The 17,370-nt window shown below is 71.0% G+C and carries 13 protein-coding genes; 7 read left to right on the top strand and 6 right to left on the bottom strand.

Annotation, left to right across the window (positions count from 1 at the left end; genetic code table 11):
• Nucleotides 1-68 precede the first annotated feature (68 nt).
• The 4 genes from ACT80S_RS08215 to argH form a co-directional block, all read right to left on the bottom strand.
• Entirely contained in the window at nucleotides 69-1,250 is a 1,182-nt protein-coding gene (locus ACT80S_RS08215; protein ID WP_377415243.1) for a Y-family DNA polymerase, read from the bottom strand.
• A 29-nt stretch (nucleotides 1,251-1,279) separates the two neighbouring features.
• Nucleotides 1,280-1,696, bottom strand: a complete 417-nt coding sequence (locus ACT80S_RS08210) for a hypothetical protein (protein ID WP_377414946.1) — start codon at nucleotides 1,694-1,696, stop codon at nucleotides 1,280-1,282.
• A 41-nt stretch (nucleotides 1,697-1,737) separates the two neighbouring features.
• On the bottom strand, nucleotides 1,738-2,886 hold the full coding sequence (locus ACT80S_RS08205; protein WP_377414944.1) for an alpha-hydroxy acid oxidase: 1,149 nt from the start codon (nucleotides 2,884-2,886) through the stop codon (nucleotides 1,738-1,740).
• Nucleotides 2,887-2,953: 67 nt separating this feature from the next.
• Entirely contained in the window at nucleotides 2,954-4,351 is a 1,398-nt protein-coding gene (argH, locus tag ACT80S_RS08200) for an argininosuccinate lyase (protein ID WP_377414941.1), read from the bottom strand.
• 32 nt (nucleotides 4,352-4,383) lie between these two features.
• Between argH and ACT80S_RS08195 the strand changes: the two genes are divergently transcribed.
• The 3 genes from ACT80S_RS08195 to ACT80S_RS08185 all read left to right on the top strand — a co-directional run bounded on the left by ACT80S_RS08195 (nucleotide 4,384) and on the right by ACT80S_RS08185 (nucleotide 6,696).
• Entirely contained in the window at nucleotides 4,384-5,406 is a 1,023-nt protein-coding gene (locus ACT80S_RS08195) for a sensor histidine kinase (RefSeq protein ID WP_377414938.1), read from the top strand.
• Nucleotides 5,407-5,414: 8 nt separating this feature from the next.
• Nucleotides 5,415-6,149: a LytR/AlgR family response regulator transcription factor gene (locus ACT80S_RS08190; RefSeq protein ID WP_377414935.1), complete on the top strand. Its 735-nt coding sequence runs from the start codon at nucleotides 5,415-5,417 to the stop codon at nucleotides 6,147-6,149.
• A gap of 67 nt (nucleotides 6,150-6,216) precedes the next feature.
• A complete protein-coding gene (locus ACT80S_RS08185) occupies nucleotides 6,217-6,696 on the top strand; it encodes a hypothetical protein (RefSeq protein WP_377414932.1) in 480 nt (159 codons plus the stop codon).
• 84 nt (nucleotides 6,697-6,780) lie between these two features.
• On the opposite strand, the gene ppc is transcribed toward ACT80S_RS08185, so the two are convergent.
• Nucleotides 6,781-9,603: a phosphoenolpyruvate carboxylase gene (ppc, locus tag ACT80S_RS08180; protein ID WP_377414929.1), complete on the bottom strand. Its 2,823-nt coding sequence runs from the start codon at nucleotides 9,601-9,603 to the stop codon at nucleotides 6,781-6,783.
• Nucleotides 9,604-9,704: 101 nt separating this feature from the next.
• Here ppc and hemC point away from each other — a divergent pair, with 101 nt between their 5' ends.
• From hemC to ACT80S_RS08160, 4 genes are read left to right on the top strand one after another with little or no spacing between them, the layout of a single operon-like run.
• The gene (hemC, locus tag ACT80S_RS08175; protein WP_377414926.1) at nucleotides 9,705-10,610 is read left to right on the top strand and encodes a hydroxymethylbilane synthase; all 906 of its coding nucleotides are present in this window, start codon (nucleotides 9,705-9,707) and stop codon (nucleotides 10,608-10,610) included.
• A gap of 5 nt (nucleotides 10,611-10,615) precedes the next feature.
• Nucleotides 10,616-11,395, top strand: coding sequence for a uroporphyrinogen-III synthase (locus ACT80S_RS08170; RefSeq protein ID WP_377414924.1), 780 nt, complete (start codon nucleotides 10,616-10,618; stop codon nucleotides 11,393-11,395).
• The gene (locus ACT80S_RS08165) at nucleotides 11,392-12,462 is read left to right on the top strand and encodes a uroporphyrinogen-III C-methyltransferase (RefSeq protein WP_377414921.1); all 1,071 of its coding nucleotides are present in this window, start codon (nucleotides 11,392-11,394) and stop codon (nucleotides 12,460-12,462) included. Before ACT80S_RS08170 ends, ACT80S_RS08165 begins: the two co-directional genes overlap by 4 nt.
• Nucleotides 12,463-12,479: 17 nt before the next feature.
• Nucleotides 12,480-13,733 carry a heme biosynthesis protein HemY gene (locus tag ACT80S_RS08160; protein WP_377414918.1) on the top strand — a complete coding sequence of 418 codons (1,254 nt, stop codon included), beginning with the start codon at nucleotides 12,480-12,482 and terminating at the stop codon, nucleotides 13,731-13,733.
• Between the two features lie 68 nt (nucleotides 13,734-13,801).
• On the opposite strand, the gene ACT80S_RS08155 is transcribed toward ACT80S_RS08160, so the two are convergent.
• Nucleotides 13,802-16,921 carry an Rne/Rng family ribonuclease gene (locus ACT80S_RS08155; RefSeq protein ID WP_377414915.1) on the bottom strand — a complete coding sequence of 1,040 codons (3,120 nt, stop codon included), beginning with the start codon at nucleotides 16,919-16,921 and terminating at the stop codon, nucleotides 13,802-13,804.
• Nucleotides 16,922-17,370 lie beyond the last annotated feature (449 nt).

Genomic DNA, 17,370 nt, shown 5'->3' with positions numbered 1-17,370 from the left:
TCCCGCCGCCCTCCCGGGACCGCGGCTGGGAAGCGACCCGCGGCGGCGCCCGGGACGCCGCGCGGCACTCAGAACAGGTCGAGGCTGCGGGCCGCCGCCTCGGCCGCCGGGGCGTTCTCGGCCGCCTGGGCCTGTGGCGAGCCGGCCCGGGCCAGCTTGCCCACCCGGACCCCGAGCAGTCGCAGCCGCCGTGACAGGTCGACGCGCTTGAGGCATTGGCCGGCGGCCTGCCGGATCGCCTTCGCGTCGGCGGTGAAGCTGCCGATCGTGATGTCCCGGGTGGCGATGCGGAAGTCGTCGTACCGCAGCTTGATGCCGATGGTGCGGCCGACGTAGCCCTTGCGTTGCAGGTCGGCCGCGACGCGCTCGCACAGGTCGGTGAAGATCGCGCCAAGCTCCGCGCGGTCCCGCACCGCGTGCAGGTCCCGCTCGAAGGTGGTCTCGCGGCTCATGGAGACGGGCTCGCTCTCGGTCACCACCGGGCGCTCGTCGCGGCCCCAGGCCGCGTCGTGCATCCAGGCGCCGTAGGAGCGGCCGAAGTGCTCCACCAGCCACTCGCGCGGCTGCGCCGCGATCTGCCCGATGGTCTCCAGGCCCAGCGCCTGCAGCCTTGCGCCGGCCTTGGGCCCGATGCCATTGATCTTGCGTACCGGCAGCGGCCAGATGCGCGCCTGCAGGTCGCCCTCATGGACGATGGAGATGCCATTGGGCTTGTCGAACTCGCTGGCCATCTTGGCGACCAGCTTGTTCGGCGCGACCCCGATCGAGCAGGTCAGGCCGGTGCGATCGAAGATGGCCTTCTGGATCAGGCGCGCCAGCACGCGGCCGCCTTCGCGCTGGCCGCCTGGCACCTCGGTGAAGTCGATGTAGACCTCGTCGACGCCGCGGTCCTCCATGACCGGGGCGATTTCGCGGATGGTGTCCTTGAAGGCGCGGGAGTACTTGCGGATCTCCTCGAAGTCCACCGGCAGCACGATGGCCTGCGGGCACAGGCGGGCGGCCTTCATCATGCCCATGGCCGAGCCCACGCCGAACTGGCGTGCGGGGTAGGTGGCGGTGGTGATGACGCCGCGGCCCACGTAGTCCGCGAGCCGCGGAAAGGCGTCGACCGGGATCTCGTGCAGCGGCAGGTCGCCGAAGCGCTCGCGCATCGCCTCGTCGGCGCGGCGCTTGGCCCCGCCAATGACGACGGGCAGGCCCTTCAGCTGCGGGAAGCGAAGGAGCTCCACGGACGCGAAGAACGCGTCCATGTCCAGGTGGGCGATGCGGCGCGCAGGGCTCACCGGGGCGCCGCCGAGGCCGGCGGCACCGGCACGACCACGCCGGGGGAAATCGAGATCTCGTCCTGCACGCGCACCGCCGTCACGAAGTGGCGGGTCTCCCCGAAGCAGGAGGTGGGCAGGCCCACCTTCTCCTCGTAGTGCAGCGCGACGCGCTTGCCCATGACCGTATTGATCTGCGCCGCGATGGCCTCGTCACGCACGGTGAAGGGAAATTTCTCCGGCACGGCGCCCGGCGTGGACACCATGGCCAGCTCGCCCTCCCAGGTCTTGCAGACCCAGCCCTTCTTCGAGAGCTTCTGGACCCAGCCCGCGCGCTCGCCGGTGGAATAGCTCCATTGCAGCACCACGGCGAAGTACACCCCCGCGAGGGCGACCAGCGCCAGGGGAAGCAGCCACCAACGACTCCATCGCATCGAGACAACTCCGCGGGCAACCGCGCCCGATCGCCCGATTATCAGTAGGTTCCGGGCAGCAGGATCGAGGTGTCGACCTGGCGGATGTCGGTGCGGCCGCAGAACGCCATCGTCAGGTCCAGTTCCTTGTGGATGATCTCCAGCGCCTTGGTCACGCCGGCTTCGCCCATGGCGCCCAGGCCATACAGGAACGCGCGGCCGATGTAGGTGCCCCGGGCGCCCAGGGCCACAGCCTTGAGCACGTCCTGGCCCGAACGGATGCCGCCGTCCATGTGCACCTCGATGCGGTCGCCCACGGCGTCCACGATCGCGGGAAGGGCCGCGATGGAGGACTGCGCGCCATCGAGCTGGCGGCCGCCGTGGTTCGAGACGATCAGGGCGTCGGCGCCGGAGTCGGCCGCGAGCTTCGCGTCTTCCACGTCCTGGATGCCCTTGAGGATCAGCTTGCCGCCCCAGCGCTTCTTGATCCATTCCACGTCGGCCCAGGACAGCGCCGGGTCGAACTGCTTGGCCGTCCACTCGGCCAGCGAGCCCATGTTCTCCACGCCCTTGACGTGGCCGACGATGTTGCCGAACTGCCGGCGCGGTGTGCCCAGCATGCCCAGGCACCAGCGCGGCTTGGTCATGAGGTCGATGATGTTCGCCAGGGTGGGCTTGGGCGGGGCCGAGAGGCCGTTGCGCAGGTCCTTGTGCCGCTGTCCCAGGATCTGCAGGTCCAGCGTCAGCACCAGCGCGGAGCAGCCGGCGGCCTTGGCGCGGTCGATCAGGCTTTCGATGAAGGCGCGGTCCCGCATCACGTACAGCTGGAACCAGAACGGGTGTCCGCCGGTGCCGGCGGACACGTCCTCGATCGAGCAGATGCTCATGGTCGAGAGCGTGAACGGGATGCCGAACTTCTTGGCCGCCCGCGCCGCCAGGATCTCGCCATCGGCATGCTGCATCCCGGTCAGGCCAGTGGGCGCGATGGCCACGGGCATGGCCACGTCCTGGCCGACCATCTGCGTGCGCGTGGTGCGGCCCTCCATGTTCACCGCCACGCGCTGGCGCAGCAGGATCTTCTGGAAGTCGGATTCGTTGGCGCGGTAGGTGCCTTCGGTCCACGAGCCGGAGTCGGCGTAGTCGTAGAACATGCGCGGCACGCGCTTCTTCGCGAGGACCCGCAGGTCCTCGATGTGGGTGATCACTGGCACGGCTTGTCGTCTCCTCGGGTTTTTTTTATCGTAGCTCTACAGTAAGCCACAAGCCGTCAAAAGGCTGTCACGCCAGGCGCACCCGGTGCCTCTCGATCTGGGCCCGGACCTGGGCCGGCGCGGTGCCGCCCAGCGTGTTGCGGGCGTTCAGGGAGCCGCGCAGGGACAGCACGTCGTAGACGTCCTTCTCGATCGAGGGGTGGAAGCCCTGGAGCACCGCCAGCGGCAATTCGGACAGGTCGCAGGCGTGGGACACGGCGGCTTTCACCGCGTGGGCCACCGTCTCGTGGGCATCGCGGAACGGCAGGCCCTTCTTCACCAGGTAGTCGGCCAGGTCGGTGGCCGTGGCATAGCCCTTGAGGGCCGCACTTTCCATGGCCTGCGGCACCACGGTGATGCCGCCCACCATCTCGGCGAAGATCCGCAGCGTGTCCTTGAGCGTGTCGACGGTGTCGAACAGCGGCTCCTTGTCCTCCTGGTTGTCCTTGTTGTAGGCCAGGGGCTGGCCCTTCATCAGGGTGATCAGGCCCATCAGGTGGCCGACGACGCGGCCGGTCTTGCCGCGGGCGAGCTCAGGCACGTCCGGGTTCTTCTTCTGCGGCATGATCGACGAGCCGGTGGTGAAGCGGTCGGCCAGCTTGATGAAGCCGAAGTTCTGCGACATCCAGATGATCAGCTCTTCGGAGAAGCGCGAGATGTGCACCATGGCCAGCGAGGCCGCGGCGGTGAACTCGATGGCGAAGTCGCGGTCGCTCACCGCGTCCAGCGAGTTCTGGCACACGCCCTCCATGCCCAGGGTGCGGGCCACGAGTTCGCGGTCCAGCGGGTAGCTGGTGCCGGCCAGGGCGGCGGAGCCCAGGGGCAGGCGGTTCACCCGCTTGCGCACGTCGGCCATGCGCTCGGCGTCCCGGGCGAACATCTCCACGTACGCCAGCATGTGGTGGCCGAAGCTCACCGGCTGGGCCACCTGCAGGTGGGTGAAGCCGGGAAGGATCACCTCCACATGCTGCTCGGCCAGGCCCAGCAGGGCCTTCTGCAGTTCGGTCAGCAGGCCGGAGATCAGGTCGATCTCCTCGCGCAGCCACAGGCGCACGTCGGTGGCCACCTGGTCGTTGCGGCTGCGGCCGGTGTGCAGGCGCTTGCCGGCGTCGCCGACCAGGGCCGTCAGGCGCGCCTCGATGTTCAGGTGGACGTCCTCGAGGTCGAGTTTCCACTCGAACTGGCCGGCGGCGATCTCCTGCGAGATCTGGGCCATCCCGCGCTCGATGGCGGCATGGTCGTCGGCGCTGATGATCCCCTGGGCGGCGAGCATGCCGGCGTGGGCCAGCGAGCCCTGGATGTCGGCTTTCCACAGGCGCTTGTCGAAGAACACGCTGGACGTGTAGCGCTTGACGAGGTCGCTCATGGGTTCGGAGAACAGCGCGGACCAGGCCTGGGACTTGTGATCGAGTTGGTTGTGGGACATAAACGCGGGCGATGCGGCACCAAGCGATGCCGATGGAGGAACCCCAAATTTTATCGACCTTCAACGATCCGCCGGCCCGCCGTGGCCGCGTGCTGGTCTTCGATGCCTGCCATGTCGGCGTGGTGCTGCGTGCCGTCCTGTTCGTCGAGGCGGCGGTGGGCGTCGCCGTCATGTTCGGCGCGCAGGGACCGTTCGACTGGGTCTCGCGGCTGGCCCTGGCCAGCGGCAGCGCGCTGCCGGCCACTCTCGTGTGGCTGCTCGCGGCCTGCAGCCTCAAGCGGGTGCTGGCCCGCCTGCCGGCCCCGGCGCAGCACGCCTGCGGCGTCGGCCTCGGGGCGCTGGCCGGCCTGTGGGGCGGCGCGATGCTGGCGCTGGCCGACCCGGGGGGGCCGGCGCCCTGGCTGTCCACGGCCTGCGCGGGGGCCTTGCTGTCGGCGCTGCTGGTCGCTGCCCTGGAGTGGCGGGCCCGAGGCCGTACGCCGGCTGACACCGCGGCCCGGCTCGCGGAACTGCAGGCCCGCATCCGGCCACATTTCCTGTTCAACACCTTGAACACTGCCGTCGCCCTGGTCCGCCAGGACCCCGCGCGCGCCGAGGCGGTGCTGGAGGACCTGGCGGACCTGTTCCGTCAGGCGCTGGCCGATCTCGGCGAGTCCGTCACCCTGTCCGAGGAGGTCGCGCTGGCGCGGCGCTACCTGGCGATCGAGGAGGTCCGCTTCGGCGAGCGTCTGCGGGTCGAGTGGGTGCTGGACCCGCGGGCGGGCGACGCCCGGGTGCCGCACCTGCTGCTGCAGCCGCTGGTGGAAAACGCCGTCAAGCACGGCGTCGAGCCCAGCGACTGCGGCGCCCAGGTGCGGGTGCGGACCGAGCGCCGGGGCGACTCGGTGGTGATCGAGGTGGCCAACACCGTGCCCGCGGGTCCCGGCCCGCAGGGAAACGGGTTGGCACAAGAGAACGTGCGGCGACGCCTGGCGCTGCTGCATGACGTGCGTGCCCAGTTCCGGGTCACGCGAAGGGAAGGCTCTTATCAGGTGAGGATGGAGATACCGGCATGAAGACCGCTATGCAAGTACTTGTGGTGGATGATGAAACGCTGGCGCGCGCGCGCCTGCGCACGCTCCTGGAGGACTGCCGCACCCCGGCAGCCGCGGTGGCCGGCGAGGCCGGCAACGCCACCCAGGCCATGGAAATGCTGCGCCGCCAGCGTTTCGACCTGCTGCTGCTGGACGTGCGCATGCCCGGCGCCGACGGCGTGGCCCTGGCCCAGGCGCTGCGAGGCATGCCGGAGCCGCCGCCGGTGGTGTTCGTGTCCGCGCATGCGGACCATGCGGTGGAGGCCTTCGAGGTCGACGCGGTGGACTACCTCACCAAGCCCGTGCGCCTGGAGCGACTGCAGCAGGCGCTGCAGAAAGTGGAGCGCGTGGCGCAGTCCGCCCGGGTGGCGCCGGTGGAGACTCCGTTCGACCACGTGGTGATCCAGGACCGTGGGCACGTGGTGCGGCTGCCGCTGCACGAGATCCTCTACTTCAAGGCCGAACTGAAGTACGTGACCGTACGCACGGCGGGCCGAAGCTACATCCTCGACGGTGCACTCACCGAGCTCGAGGAGCGCTATCCCGGCCAGTTCCTGCGCATCCACCGCAATGCCCTGGTTGCCCTGCGCTGCCTGCGCGCCCTGGAGCGGCAGCTCGATCCGGAGGAGGGGGAGGGTTGGGCTGTGCGGATCGATGGGGTGCCGGAGCGTCTGGCGGTGTCGAGGCGCCAGTTGGCGGCGGTACGGGACGCCCTGACACGCTGAACGGGGAACTCATCAGTTCCGGTTGCGACTCAGGGGCTGACCGCGCGCATCGCGGAAGGTGTCGGCCATGCCCCTGTCGTCCATCACCCAGTTCTTCAGAAACTTCGGTTCCGGCCATGCTTCGTCGGACGCGAAGGGTGTTTCCACCCCGCAGGCGGCGGTCAAGGCCGCCAAGCCGCATCCACAACTCGGAGTCGCGGGCCAACTGCCCGGCGTCCAGGCGACGCCGACATCGTATCTGCGGCTGACGAACGAACGTGGGACGGGAAATCCGGGAAAGCCCCTGACCGAGCGCCATGTCCTGTATGAGTCGGGCGCGCGCTTCGGATTCAAGAAGCCCGAAATCAATGCCCTGGCCGACCGCCTGGAAGCCCTTCTCGCGTCCAACGGGAACGAGGTCGTGGACCGCAAGGACTTCGAGGAGGTTCTGGGCAATGTCCTGCGACGGTTCCAGGGCAGTTCGGAGGGCGTCGACTCGGCTGCCGCGGGACAGGTGATCCGTTCGGTTGCGATGACGTCGTTTCCCGGCTGGATCAAGGAGTCGTAGCACCTCCCCCCTCCTCACCCAAGGGCGATGCGGGCCTGGTGATGCTCGAGTGAGCGTGACCAGCCCGCTGGCGGGAACACGAAGTCAACCCGTGTTCCGCAGCCCCGCCGCGATCCCGTTGATCGAGATGTGGATGCCCCGCTGCACCCGCGCATCCGCCTTGCCCTCGCGGTAGCGGCGCACCAGCTCCACCTGCAGGTGGTGCAGGGGATCGATGTAGGGAAAGCGGTGGCGGATCGAGCGTTGCAGCGCCGGGTTGTTCGCCAGCCGCTGCTTCTCCCCGGTGATCTGGGCCAGGGCGTCCGCCGTGCGGTGCCACTCGGCTTCGATTGTGGCAAACACCCGCTTGCGAAGGCGGGCATCGCCCACCAGTTCGGCATAGCGTGAACCCAGGGCCAGGTCGCTCTTGGCGAGCACCATGTCCATGTTCGACAGCAGGGCGCGGAAGAACGGCCACTGCTTGTACATCTTCTGCAGCAGGGCGAGGCCCTCTTTCCGGGTCTGGCCTTCGGTCTCGTGCAGGAAGGCGTGCACCGCCGACCCGAAGCCATACCACCCCGGCAGCGTCAGCCGGGACTGGCCCCAGCTGAAGCCCCACGGAATGGCCCGCAGGTCCTCGATGCGCTGGTTCGACTTGCGCGAGGCCGGGCGCGAGCCGATGTTCAACTCGGCGATCTCGCGGATCGGTGTGCCGGCAAAGAAGAAATCGGTGAAGCCGGGCGTCTCGTAGACCAGTTCGCGGTAGCTGCGCATGCTGGCCTGCGACAGGGACTCCGCCGCCGCCAGGAAGGCGCGAGGCGCCGGCTTGGTGGGCTGCAGCAGCGTGGCCTCCAGGGTGGCGGCCACCAGGGTCTCGAGGTTGCGCCGGCCGATCTCGGGGTTGGCGTACTTGGAGCCGATCACCTCGCCCTGCTCGGTCAGGCGGATCTGCCCGCGCACCGTGCCCGGGGGCTGGGCCAGGATGGCCTCGTAGCTGGGGCCGCCCCCGCGGCCCACCGTGCCGCCGCGGCCATGGAACATCCGAAGCTGGATGTCATGGCTGTTGGCGAGCTCGTCGAACAACTGCACCAGCGCGATCTCGGCGCGATAGAGCTCCCAGTTGCTGGTGAAGATGCCGCCGTCCTTGTTGCTGTCGCTGTAGCCCAGCATGATGTCCTGCTCGCCGCCGGAGCGGCGCACCATGGCGGCGATGCCGGGCAGGCCGTAGAACTCGCGCATGATCGGCGCGGCGTTGCGCAAGTCCTCGATGGTCTCGAAGAGCGGCACGACGATCAGTTGCGCCAACGCCTTGTCGTCCAGCGTGCCCGTGAGCAGCCCCACTTCCTTTTGCAGCAGCAGCACTTCGAGCAGGTCGCTCACCGTCTCGGTGTGGCTGATGATGTAGTGGCGGATCGCCTGCGGGCCGTACTGCCCGCGCATCTGCAGGGCCATCTGGAAGATGGCCAGTTCGGCCTGGGTGTGGGGCGAGTAGGTGGCGCCCACCACACGCAGCGGGCGTGCATCGCAGAGCAACTTGACCAGCAAGGCGCGGCGTGCCTGTTCCTCCAGCTTGGCGTACGCGGGCTCGACGCGGGCGGCGGCCAGCAGCTCGGCGACCACCGACTCGTGCTGGTCTGAACTCTGGCGCAGGTCCATGGTGGCCAGGTGGAACCCGAAGACTTCCACCGCGCGGATCAGGGGCGCCAGGCGCTGGTCGACCAGCGCCGCGCCGTGGGCGGCCAGCAGAGAGTCGCGGATGGTGCGCAGATCGGCCAGGAAGTCCTCGGCGCGCAGGTACGGGTTCTGCGGGGCCAGCGCGTGGCGCGCGGCGTCGCCGCCGGTGAACTGCTTGAGGGTGGCGGCCAGGCGCGCGTACATTGCCGCGAGGGCGCGCCGATAGGGTTCGTCCTTGCGGTGTTCGTCGGTGTCCGGCGAGCTGTCGGCGAGGGCCTGCATCGCCGGCGTGGGCGTGACCAGCATGGCCGATTGCGACAGCTCGCTGCCGAGCCAGTGCACCTCGGTCAGGTAGTGGCGCAGGGCCACCTCGGACTGCCGGCGCAGCGCCAGCTCCAGGGTCTGCGCGCTCACGTTGGGGTTGCCGTCGCGGTCGCCGCCGATCCACATGCCCATGCGAAGGAAGCTGGCCACTTCGTTCTGACCCAGCTCGCGCTCGAGGCTGGCATAGAGCTTGGGGATCTCGCGCAGGAACGTGGCTTCGTAGTAGGACAGCGCGTTCTCGATCTCGTCTGCCACCGTGAGCTTGGTGAATCGCAGCAGGCGCGTCTGCCACAGCTGCATGACCCGGGCGCGGATCTGCGCCTCGTTGGCAGCCAGCTCACGCGGTGCCAGGGCGTCCTTGGGCAGGGCGCGTGCCTTGATCTCGTCGCGTGCGGTCAGGAGGTGCGCGATGTCGCGTTCCGCGTCGAGGATGCTCTTTCGCTGGACCTCGGTGGGGTGGGCCGTGAGCACCGGAGAGACATAGCTGTGGGCCAGTGTCTGGGCAATGGTGCGCGGGCTGATGCCGGCCCAGCGCAGGCGGGCCAGCGCCACGTCGATGCTGCCCTCGTGGGCGTCGCCGGCGCGCTCGTGGATGATGCGGCGGCGGATGTGGTGCCGGTCCTCGGCCAGGTTGGCCAGGTGGCTGAAGTAGGTGAAGGCGCGGATCACGCTCACCGCCTGCTCGCCGGAGAGCGACTTGAGCAGCGTCTTCAGCGCCTTGTCCGCTTCGTGGTCGGCGTCGCGCCGGAACGAGACCGACAGCTTCCGGATCCGTTCGACCAGCTCGAAGGCGTCCAGGCCCTCCTGCTCGCGGATCACGTCGCCCAGGATTCGACCGAGCAGGCGGATGTCTTCGACCAGGGGTTTCTCGTTGTCGCGGGCGCGGCGGCTGGCCGAGGCGACGGGCGAGGGCGGGGCGCTGGCAGGCATGGAATTCCTCCGGGAGTGGCTGCTTATTTTTTTGGCAGTCGCCATGCTAGCATCGCCCGTTCACCTCCCCATCCCCGAACAGTTCCGAACAGGTTACGACGTTGAGCAAGCTGGTCATCGCCACCCGTGAGAGCCGCCTGGCACTCTGGCAAGCCGAACATGTGCAGTCGCTGCTGCAGGCCCGCGGCCACCAGGTGGGCCTCCTGGGCATGACCACCAAGGGCGACCAGATCCTGGATCGCAGCCTGAGCAAGGTCGGGGGCAAGGGCCTGTTCGTCAAGGAGCTCGAGGTGGCCCTCGAGGAGGGCCGTGCCGACCTGGCCGTGCACTCCCTGAAGGATGTGCCGATGGACCTGCCCGAGGGCTTCACGCTCGCCTGCGTGATGGAGCGGGAGGACCCGCGCGATGCCCTGGTCTCCAACCGTTTCCAGAGCCTGTCCGAGCTGCCCCCGGGCAGCGTGGTCGGCACCTCCAGCCTGCGCCGCGTCGTGCTGCTGCGTGCCCTGCGTCCGGACCTGCGCATCGAGCCCCTGCGAGGCAACCTCGACACCCGCCTGCGCAAGCTCGACGACGGGCAGTACGAAGCCATCGTGCTGGCGGCCGCGGGCCTCAAGCGCCTGGGCCTGGCCAGCCGCATCCGCCAGGTCTTCGACCCGTCCGAGATGCTGCCCGCCGCGGGCCAGGGCGCCCTGGGCATCGAGACGCGCACCAGCCGCCCCGAGGTGGCCGGCGCCGTCGCGCCGATGGCGCACATGCCCACGTGGCTGGCCGTGTCGGCCGAGCGCGCCGTCAGCCGCGCCATGGGCGGCAGCTGCTCGATGCCGCTGGCCGCGCACGCGGTCTTCACCGGCGGTGACACCCTGCACTTGCGCGCCGCCTGGGGCGATCCCGAGGGCGGTGCCGCGCTGGTGCGCGTGGAGGCGAGCGAGTCCGTCGCGACCCTGGAGGCTGCCGCCCGCCTGGGCGAGCAGGTCGCCGCGCAACTGCGCGCCGGCGGCGCGCGCTGAGCGTCGTGAGCGGGCCCGCCACGCCCGGCCCTGTGCTGGTCACCCGGCCCGCGCAGGACGCGGGTCGCTGGGTGGCGGCGCTGCAGGCTCAGGGGCTGCCGGCCCGTGCCCTGCCCCTGATCGAGATCGCGCCGCCGCCGGATGCTGCGCCCCTGGCGGACGCCCGTGCGGCGCTGCCTGGATACGCCATCGCCATGTTCGTCAGCGCCAATGCGGTGCAGGGGCTGCTCGGCGACCGGGTCGCCTGGCCTGCGGGCACGCGGGCCTGGGCCACCGGCCCGGGGACCCGCGCCGCCCTGCTGGCGGCGGGCGTGCCGGCTGCCCAGGTCGACGCTCCCGCGGGCGACGCCGCCCAGTTCGATTCCGAAACGCTGTGGCAGCAGGTGCGGGGTCAGGCGACCCGCGGCACGCGCGCCCTGGTCGTGCGTGGCGGCGACGCCGAGGGGCAGGCCACAGGACGCCCGTGGCTCGCCGGGCAACTGGCCGATGCCGGCGCCCGGGTCGATACCGTGGTCGCCTATGTGCGCCGGATGCCGGCCTGGGACCACGCGCAGCGCGCGCTGGCGCGGGAGGCCGTCCGGGGCGCCGGCTGGTGGCTTTTCAGCAGCTCGGAGGCGGTGGGCAACCTGCGCCAGCTGCTGCCCGGTGAGTCGTTCGGCGCGGGCCGCGCCTTGTGCACGCACCCGCGGATCGCGCAGGCGGCGCAGGAAGCAGGCTTCGGTGTGGTGGCGCAGACACGGCCCGTCGTCGAGTCGGTGGCGGGCTTCCTACAATCGAACGCATGACCGACCCGACCCCCAGCGAAGGCGCGCCCGCCGCCGACGTCGCCGCCCGGCCCGTGCCGGAGCCTGCCGCCGCGCGCGAGGGGGTGCCGGTTCCCCGTCCGCTGCTCTACGCGCTGGTGGTCCTGGTCGTGGCGGCCCTCGCGGCCGCCGGGCTGCTGTGGCAGCGGCTGGGGAGCATCCAGGAGCAACTTGCCCGCCAGAGCGCGGATTCCGGCGCCACCTCCATCGAGGCGCGCACGCTGGCACGCCAGGCCCAGGAGCAGGTGCGCGAACTCGCCGCTCGCCAGGCGGTTGCCGACACCAAGCTCAGTGAGGTCTCGCTCCAGCGCGCCCAGCTCGAGGATCTGATGCAGAGCCTCAGCCGCTCCCGCGACGAGAACCTGGTGGTGGACATCGAGGCCGGCCTTCGCCTCGCGCAGCAGCAGGCCCAGCTCACGCTCAGTCCCGAGCCGCTGCTCGCCGCCCTGCGCGCCGCCGACCAGCGCCTGGCCCGCGTGAGCCAGCCCCGGCTGGCGCGCGTGCGCGCCGCCATCGCCCGCGACATGGACCGGATCAAGGCCGCCGCGGTCGCCGACGTGCCGGCCCTCCTGATACGCATCGACGAACTCGCCCGCAGCCTCGACGACCTGCCCGTGGCCAATGCCGTCGGCCCGGGCGCTGCGGCGGCCCAGGCGCGCCGCGAGGGCGCGCCCGCCGCTCCGCGAACCTGGTGGGAGCGTGCGCTGGGCACGGTGTGGGAGGAGGCCCGCGGCCTGGTGCGTGTCAGCCGCATCGACCAGCCCGAGGCCATGCTGGTCTCGCCCGAGGAGTCCTTCTTCCTGCGCGAGAACCTCAAGCTCAAGCTGCTCAACGCGCGCCTGTCCCTGATGGCCCGCCAGACCGACCTGGCCCGCGCCGACCTCGCCACCGCGGCGGCGGCGCTGGCACGCTACTTCGACCCCTCCGCCCGCCGCACCCAGGCCGCCGCCGCCGTGCTGCAGCAGCTGCAGGCGCAGCTGCGCTCCGTGGACCTTCCCCGCATCGACGAGACCCTGGCCCTGCTGGAAGCCACGGCCGGCGGACGCTGACCCGAGGCACGACGCCCATGCGCGCAGCCCTTTGGTTCCTGGCCCTGTTCGGCGTCGCCGTGGCCATTGCCCTGTTCGCCGGCAACAACCAGGGCACGGTGACCCTGTTCTGGCCGCCCTACCGGATCGACCTTTCCCTCAACCTCGTGCTGCTGCTGCTGGTCGCGGCCTTCGTGTTCCTGCACGCGGCGCTGCGGGCGCTGGCCGCGCTGTTCGACCTCCCGCGCCAGGCGCTGCGCTGGCGCAACCAGCGCAAGGAGCGCGACCTGCATGGCCTGGTGGTCGATTCCACCGCCCACCTGCTCGCCGGCCGCTTCCTGCGGGCCCGCAGGCTGGCCGAGGCCGCCCTGGCCCAGGAGCAGTCACTGGCGGCCTCCGGCGTGCGGTTGCCGCATGCCGAGCCGCTTCGCGCGATGGCGCACCTGCTGGTCGCCGAGAGCGCTCAGGCCCTTCAGGACCGCGCGGCGCGCGAGCAGCACCTGCAACTGGCGCTCGCGCCCTCGAACTCGCGCGAGGCCCTGGCCATGCGCGAGGGCGCCCTCATGCGGGCTGCCCGCTGGGCCCTCGACGACCGGGAGCCGCAGGCCGCCAGCGCCTGGCTCGCCGAACTGCCGCAGGGCGCTGCCCGGCGTACGCTGGCCCTGCGCATGAAACTCAAGGCCGCCCGCCTCGAGCGCCAGTCCTCGGACGCGCTCGAGACCGCGCGCCTGCTCGCCAAGCACCACGCCTTCTCGCCGGCTGCAGCCCAGAGCATCGTGCGCGGCCTGGCGACCGACCTGCTGAACGACGCGCATGACGTGGCGCAGCTCCAGCGCGCCTGGGAGTCGCTGGAGCCGGCCGAGCGGCAGATGCCCGAGCTCGCCATCCACGCGGCCCTGCGCATGGCCTCGCTCCAGGGGGACGCGCAGCTCGCGCGCGACTGGCTGCTGCCGGTGTGGGAGCAGCAGGAACACCTGTCCGAACCGCTCAAGGTGCGCCTGGTGCGCGCCCTGGAGGCTGGCCTCGACTCCATCGACGGCGCCTGGCTCGCCCGCTTCGAAGCGGCGCAGCGCGCCAACCCGCGCGATGCCACCCTGCAGTACCTGGCGGGCATGGCCTGCATGAAGCGACAGCTCTGGGGCAAGGCGCAGCAGCTGCTCACGCAGGCGGCCCTCGGCCTGCAAGACGCCGAGCTGCATCGCAGTGCCTGGCGTGCCCTGGCCCTGCTCGCCGAGGACCGCGGCGACGGCGTGACCGCGGCGCAGGCGTGGAAGCGGGCCGCCACCGAGTGAGGCTGTCGACCTGAGCGAGCAAGAAAAAAGCCCGGCAGCGCCGGGCTTTTTTCCATCCTCAGGGGGGGTCAGCCGTTCGCGGCTTCGAAGGGCAGCTTCACCTGGGTGAGGTCGCGGCGGGTTTCCACCAGGACCAGCGGGCCCTCATCGACCACGACGACGGGCGGGCGCTCGCGCGGCACGTGTACCGGCTTGGGCTCGGCGGCGATGGCGGCCTGGACGGCGGCGACCTTCCCGGCGTCGGAGTTGACCCACTGCAGGCCGGACTGCTCCGCCACCTGGACCAGCTCGCTGACCGGCAGCTCGAAGCGGCTCACGCGCGGCAGGCCGCCGGTGGACGGCGCTGCTGCGGCGGCGGCCACAGGGGCAGCCACAGGGGCGGGGGCTGCAACGGGTGCGGGTGCGGGCGCCGGCGCGGCGGCTTCGACAGGCGCGACGGGCGCCGCAGCGGCGGCTGCCGGGGCCGCCTCTTCCTCGGCGACGAAGCCGGTCGGGTAGCGCGGGCGGCGCGGTTCGTCGCCGTCGCCCTCGGCGGCGTCCGCCTGCGCGGGCGCCGGGGCGGCCGACTCGTCGCGCGGGGCACGCTCGCCGCGCTCGCGGCGGTCACGGCCGTAGCGGTCACGCGAACGGCGGCGGCCTTCGCCGCCCTCGGCGCCTTCGGCCTCGGGGCGGGCGGTCACGGCCTCGTCGGACGGGGTCGCAGCGGCGTCCACCGGCGCCATGGCGTCAGCCTGGGGCAGCTCGCCTTCTGCAGCGGGGGCATCGTCACGTGCCGGGCGCTCGCGGCGCTCGCCGCGCTCACGACGGCCCTCGCCACGCTCGCGGCGGCCTTCACCGCGCTCGCCGCGCGGTGCGCGGGCCTCGGGGGCGTTGGCGTCGGACGCGGTCTCGGCCACCGGCGTGCCCTCGGTCAGGGCTGCGGCGTCGGCCGGCACGCCGTCGCGCGGCGGACGGGCCTCGCGCGGCTCGCGGGCTTCACGTGGCTGGCGGGGCTCACGGGCCTCGCGCGGCTCACGGGCCTCGCGCGGCTCACGGCCTTCGCGCGGCTCACGCTGTTCACGCGGCTCGCGGGCTTCCCGGGGTTCGCGGCCCTCGCGCGGTTCGCGGGCTTCGCGACCTTCGCGGGACTCACGCGGCTCCCGGCCTTCGCGGGCCTCGCCACCCTCACGACCGCGGCCTTCGCCGCGTTCGCCACGGCCGCGGCCACGCTCACCGCGGTCACCGCGGCCTTCACGCGCCGGCTGCTGCGTGCCCTCGGCCCCTTCGGCTGCGGGCGCGCCTTCGCGGCGCTGGTCGCCGTCGCGGCCACGGCCTTCACCGCCACGGCCTTCGCCACCGCGGCCACCTCGGCCGCGGCCACGTCCACGGCCATCGCCGCGGTCACCGCGGCCCTCGCGCTTGTCCTCCTGGGCCGCCTTGGCGGGCTCGGCCGGCGCCGGCGCGGGCGCGGCGGCAGGCGCCACGCCGAACAGGCCTTTCAGCCAGGCCAGGAAGCCGGTCTCGGCAGGCACCGCCGGGGCCGGTGCGGGGGCCGGCGCCGGGGCCTTGGCCACGGGCTCCGGCTTGGGCGGCACCACCGGGGCGGGCGCGTCGGGCAGCACGCCCTTGATCACCGGCTCCTGCTTGTTGGTGCGCTCCTGCGACCGGCGGGTCACCGTCGTCGGGTCCTCGACCTCCACGGCCATCTTGTAGCTGGCCGCCAGGCTGTCCAGGCGCGGGTCGTCGTGCTTCAGGCGCTCGAGCTTGTAGTGCGGCGTGTCCAGCGACTTGTTCGGGATCATGATCACGCTGATGCGTTGCTTCAGCTCGATCTTGGCGATCTCGGTGCGCTTCTCATTGAGCAGGAAGGAGGCGACTTCCACCGGCACCTGCACGTGCACGGCGGCGGTGCTGTCCTTCATGGACTCTTCCTGGATGATGCGCAGGATCTGCAGCGCCGAGCTCTCGGTGTCACGGATGTGGCCGTGGCCGCCGCAGCGCGGGCAGGGGATCGACGCGCCTTCCGACAGGGCCGGGCGCAGGCGCTGGCGGCTCATTTCCATCAGGCCGAACTTGCTGATGGTGCCGAACTGAACGCGGGCGCGGTCCTGGCGCAGGGCGTCGCGCAGGCGGTTCTCCACCTCGCGGCGGTTCTTCGACTCCTCCATATCGATGAAGTCGATGACGATCAGGCCGCCCAGGTCACGCAGGCGCATCTGGCGGGCCACCTCGTCGGCGGCCTCCAGGTTGGTGCGGGTGGCGGTTTCCTCGATGTCGCCGCCCTTGATGGCGCGGGCCGAGTTCACGTCCACCGAGACCAGGGCTTCGGTGTGGTCGATCACGATCACGCCGCCCGAGGGCAGCTTGACCTCGCGGGCGTAGGCCGACTCGATCTGGTGCTCGATCTGGAAGCGCGAGAACAGCGGGGCGTCATCGCGATAGCGCTTGACCTTGCCCGCATGCTCCGGCATCACGTGCGACATGAACTGCTGCGCCTGCTCGTAGATGTCGTCGGTGTCGATCAGGATGTCGCCGATGTCGCCGTTGAAGTAGTCGCGGATGGCGCGAATGACCAGCGAGGACTCCTGGTAGATCAGGAAGGCGCCCTTGCCGCCCTTGGCGGCGCCGTCGATGGCGGTCCACAGCTTCAGCAGGTAGTTGAGGTCCCACTGCAGCTCGGGCGCGCTGCGGCCGATGCCGGCGGTGCGCGCGATGATGGACATGCCGTTGGGGTACTCCAGCTGGTCCATCGCCTCCTTGAGCTCGGCGCGGTCATCACCCTCGATGCGGCGGCTCACGCCACCGCCACGCGGGTTGTTCGGCATCAGCACCACGTAGCGGCCGGCCAGGGAGATGAAGGTGGTCAGGGCGGCGCCCTTGTTGCCACGTTCTTCCTTCTCGACCTGGACCAGCAGTTCCTGGCCTTCCTTGATCACGTCGTTGATCTTGGCCTGGGAGACGGAGACGCCGGGGGCGAAGTACTGGCGGGAGATTTCCTTGAACGGCAGGAAGCCGTGGCGGTCTTCGCCGTAGTCGACGAAGCAGGCCTCCAGCGAGGGCTCGACGCGCGTGACGACGGCCTTGTAGATGTTGCCCTTGCGCTGCTCGCGCCCTTCGATCTCGATTTCGTAGTCGAGGAGCTTCTGCCCGTCGACGATGGCCAAGCGGCGTTCTTCTGCCTGCGTGGCGTTGATCAGCATACGCTTCATCGCGTCACCTTTTGTATGTCAAACATCCATGCGACCCCATGGGGGTCCACGATGCCTGGCGAGGCTTCGAAGCGAGAAGGAATTGCCGGAGGGACGTGCGCGGGCCGGGAGAACTATCTCGGCGGGCGGGTCCAGGGCGCGTGGATGGGCACGAGAGGGTGGCGGCCGCATTGGCGCCCCTGGTACGCCAGGGCGCGGGCCCGGGCAGGTCCCGCGCGGGTGGCGCGGGCGACGGCGGGCGGCACGCCGGCGGCCGGGCGCCACAGCGCCAGCCACAGGATCCGCAAGATCGCCATCAACACAGGTGTTCTCGTTTCAATCCGGCCGCAAGCCAGGAGGCTGGCGGCCTTGGGTATTCCGTATCGGTGCTTCGAAGTCTTGCCGCTTCCGGTGCTGCGGGGGGCCATCGCAGGCTCTGGCCTGGGATTCTCCCGCCCGTCAAACGCCAG

This window comes from Ramlibacter sp. MAHUQ-53 (assembly GCF_052600055.1).
This window is presented reverse-complemented; position numbering and strand designations above follow the sequence as displayed.

What these genes read in the sequence shown, in the direction of transcription:
- ACT80S_RS08185 (WP_377414932.1), top strand. Translation starts at nt 6,217, where the DNA reads ATGCCCCTGTCGTCCATCACCCAGTTCTTCAGAAACTTCGGTTCCGGC.
- ACT80S_RS08155 (WP_377414915.1), bottom strand. Translation starts at nt 16,921, where the DNA reads ATGAAGCGTATGCTGATCAACGCCACGCAGGCAGAAGAACGCCGCTTG.
- argH (WP_377414941.1), bottom strand. Translation starts at nt 4,351, where the DNA reads ATGTCCCACAACCAACTCGATCACAAGTCCCAGGCCTGGTCCGCGCTG.
- ACT80S_RS08190 (WP_377414935.1), top strand. Translation starts at nt 5,415, where the DNA reads ATGCAAGTACTTGTGGTGGATGATGAAACGCTGGCGCGCGCGCGCCTG.
- ACT80S_RS08165 (WP_377414921.1), top strand. Translation starts at nt 11,392, where the DNA reads ATGACCGACCCGACCCCCAGCGAAGGCGCGCCCGCCGCCGACGTCGCC.
- ACT80S_RS08195 (WP_377414938.1), top strand. Translation starts at nt 4,384, where the DNA reads ATGGAGGAACCCCAAATTTTATCGACCTTCAACGATCCGCCGGCCCGC.
- ACT80S_RS08215 (WP_377415243.1), bottom strand. Translation starts at nt 1,250, where the DNA reads ATGGACGCGTTCTTCGCGTCCGTGGAGCTCCTTCGCTTCCCGCAGCTG.
- ACT80S_RS08210 (WP_377414946.1), bottom strand. Translation starts at nt 1,696, where the DNA reads ATGCGATGGAGTCGTTGGTGGCTGCTTCCCCTGGCGCTGGTCGCCCTC.
- ppc (WP_377414929.1), bottom strand. Translation starts at nt 9,603, where the DNA reads ATGCCTGCCAGCGCCCCGCCCTCGCCCGTCGCCTCGGCCAGCCGCCGC.
- ACT80S_RS08160 (WP_377414918.1), top strand. Translation starts at nt 12,480, where the DNA reads ATGCGCGCAGCCCTTTGGTTCCTGGCCCTGTTCGGCGTCGCCGTGGCC.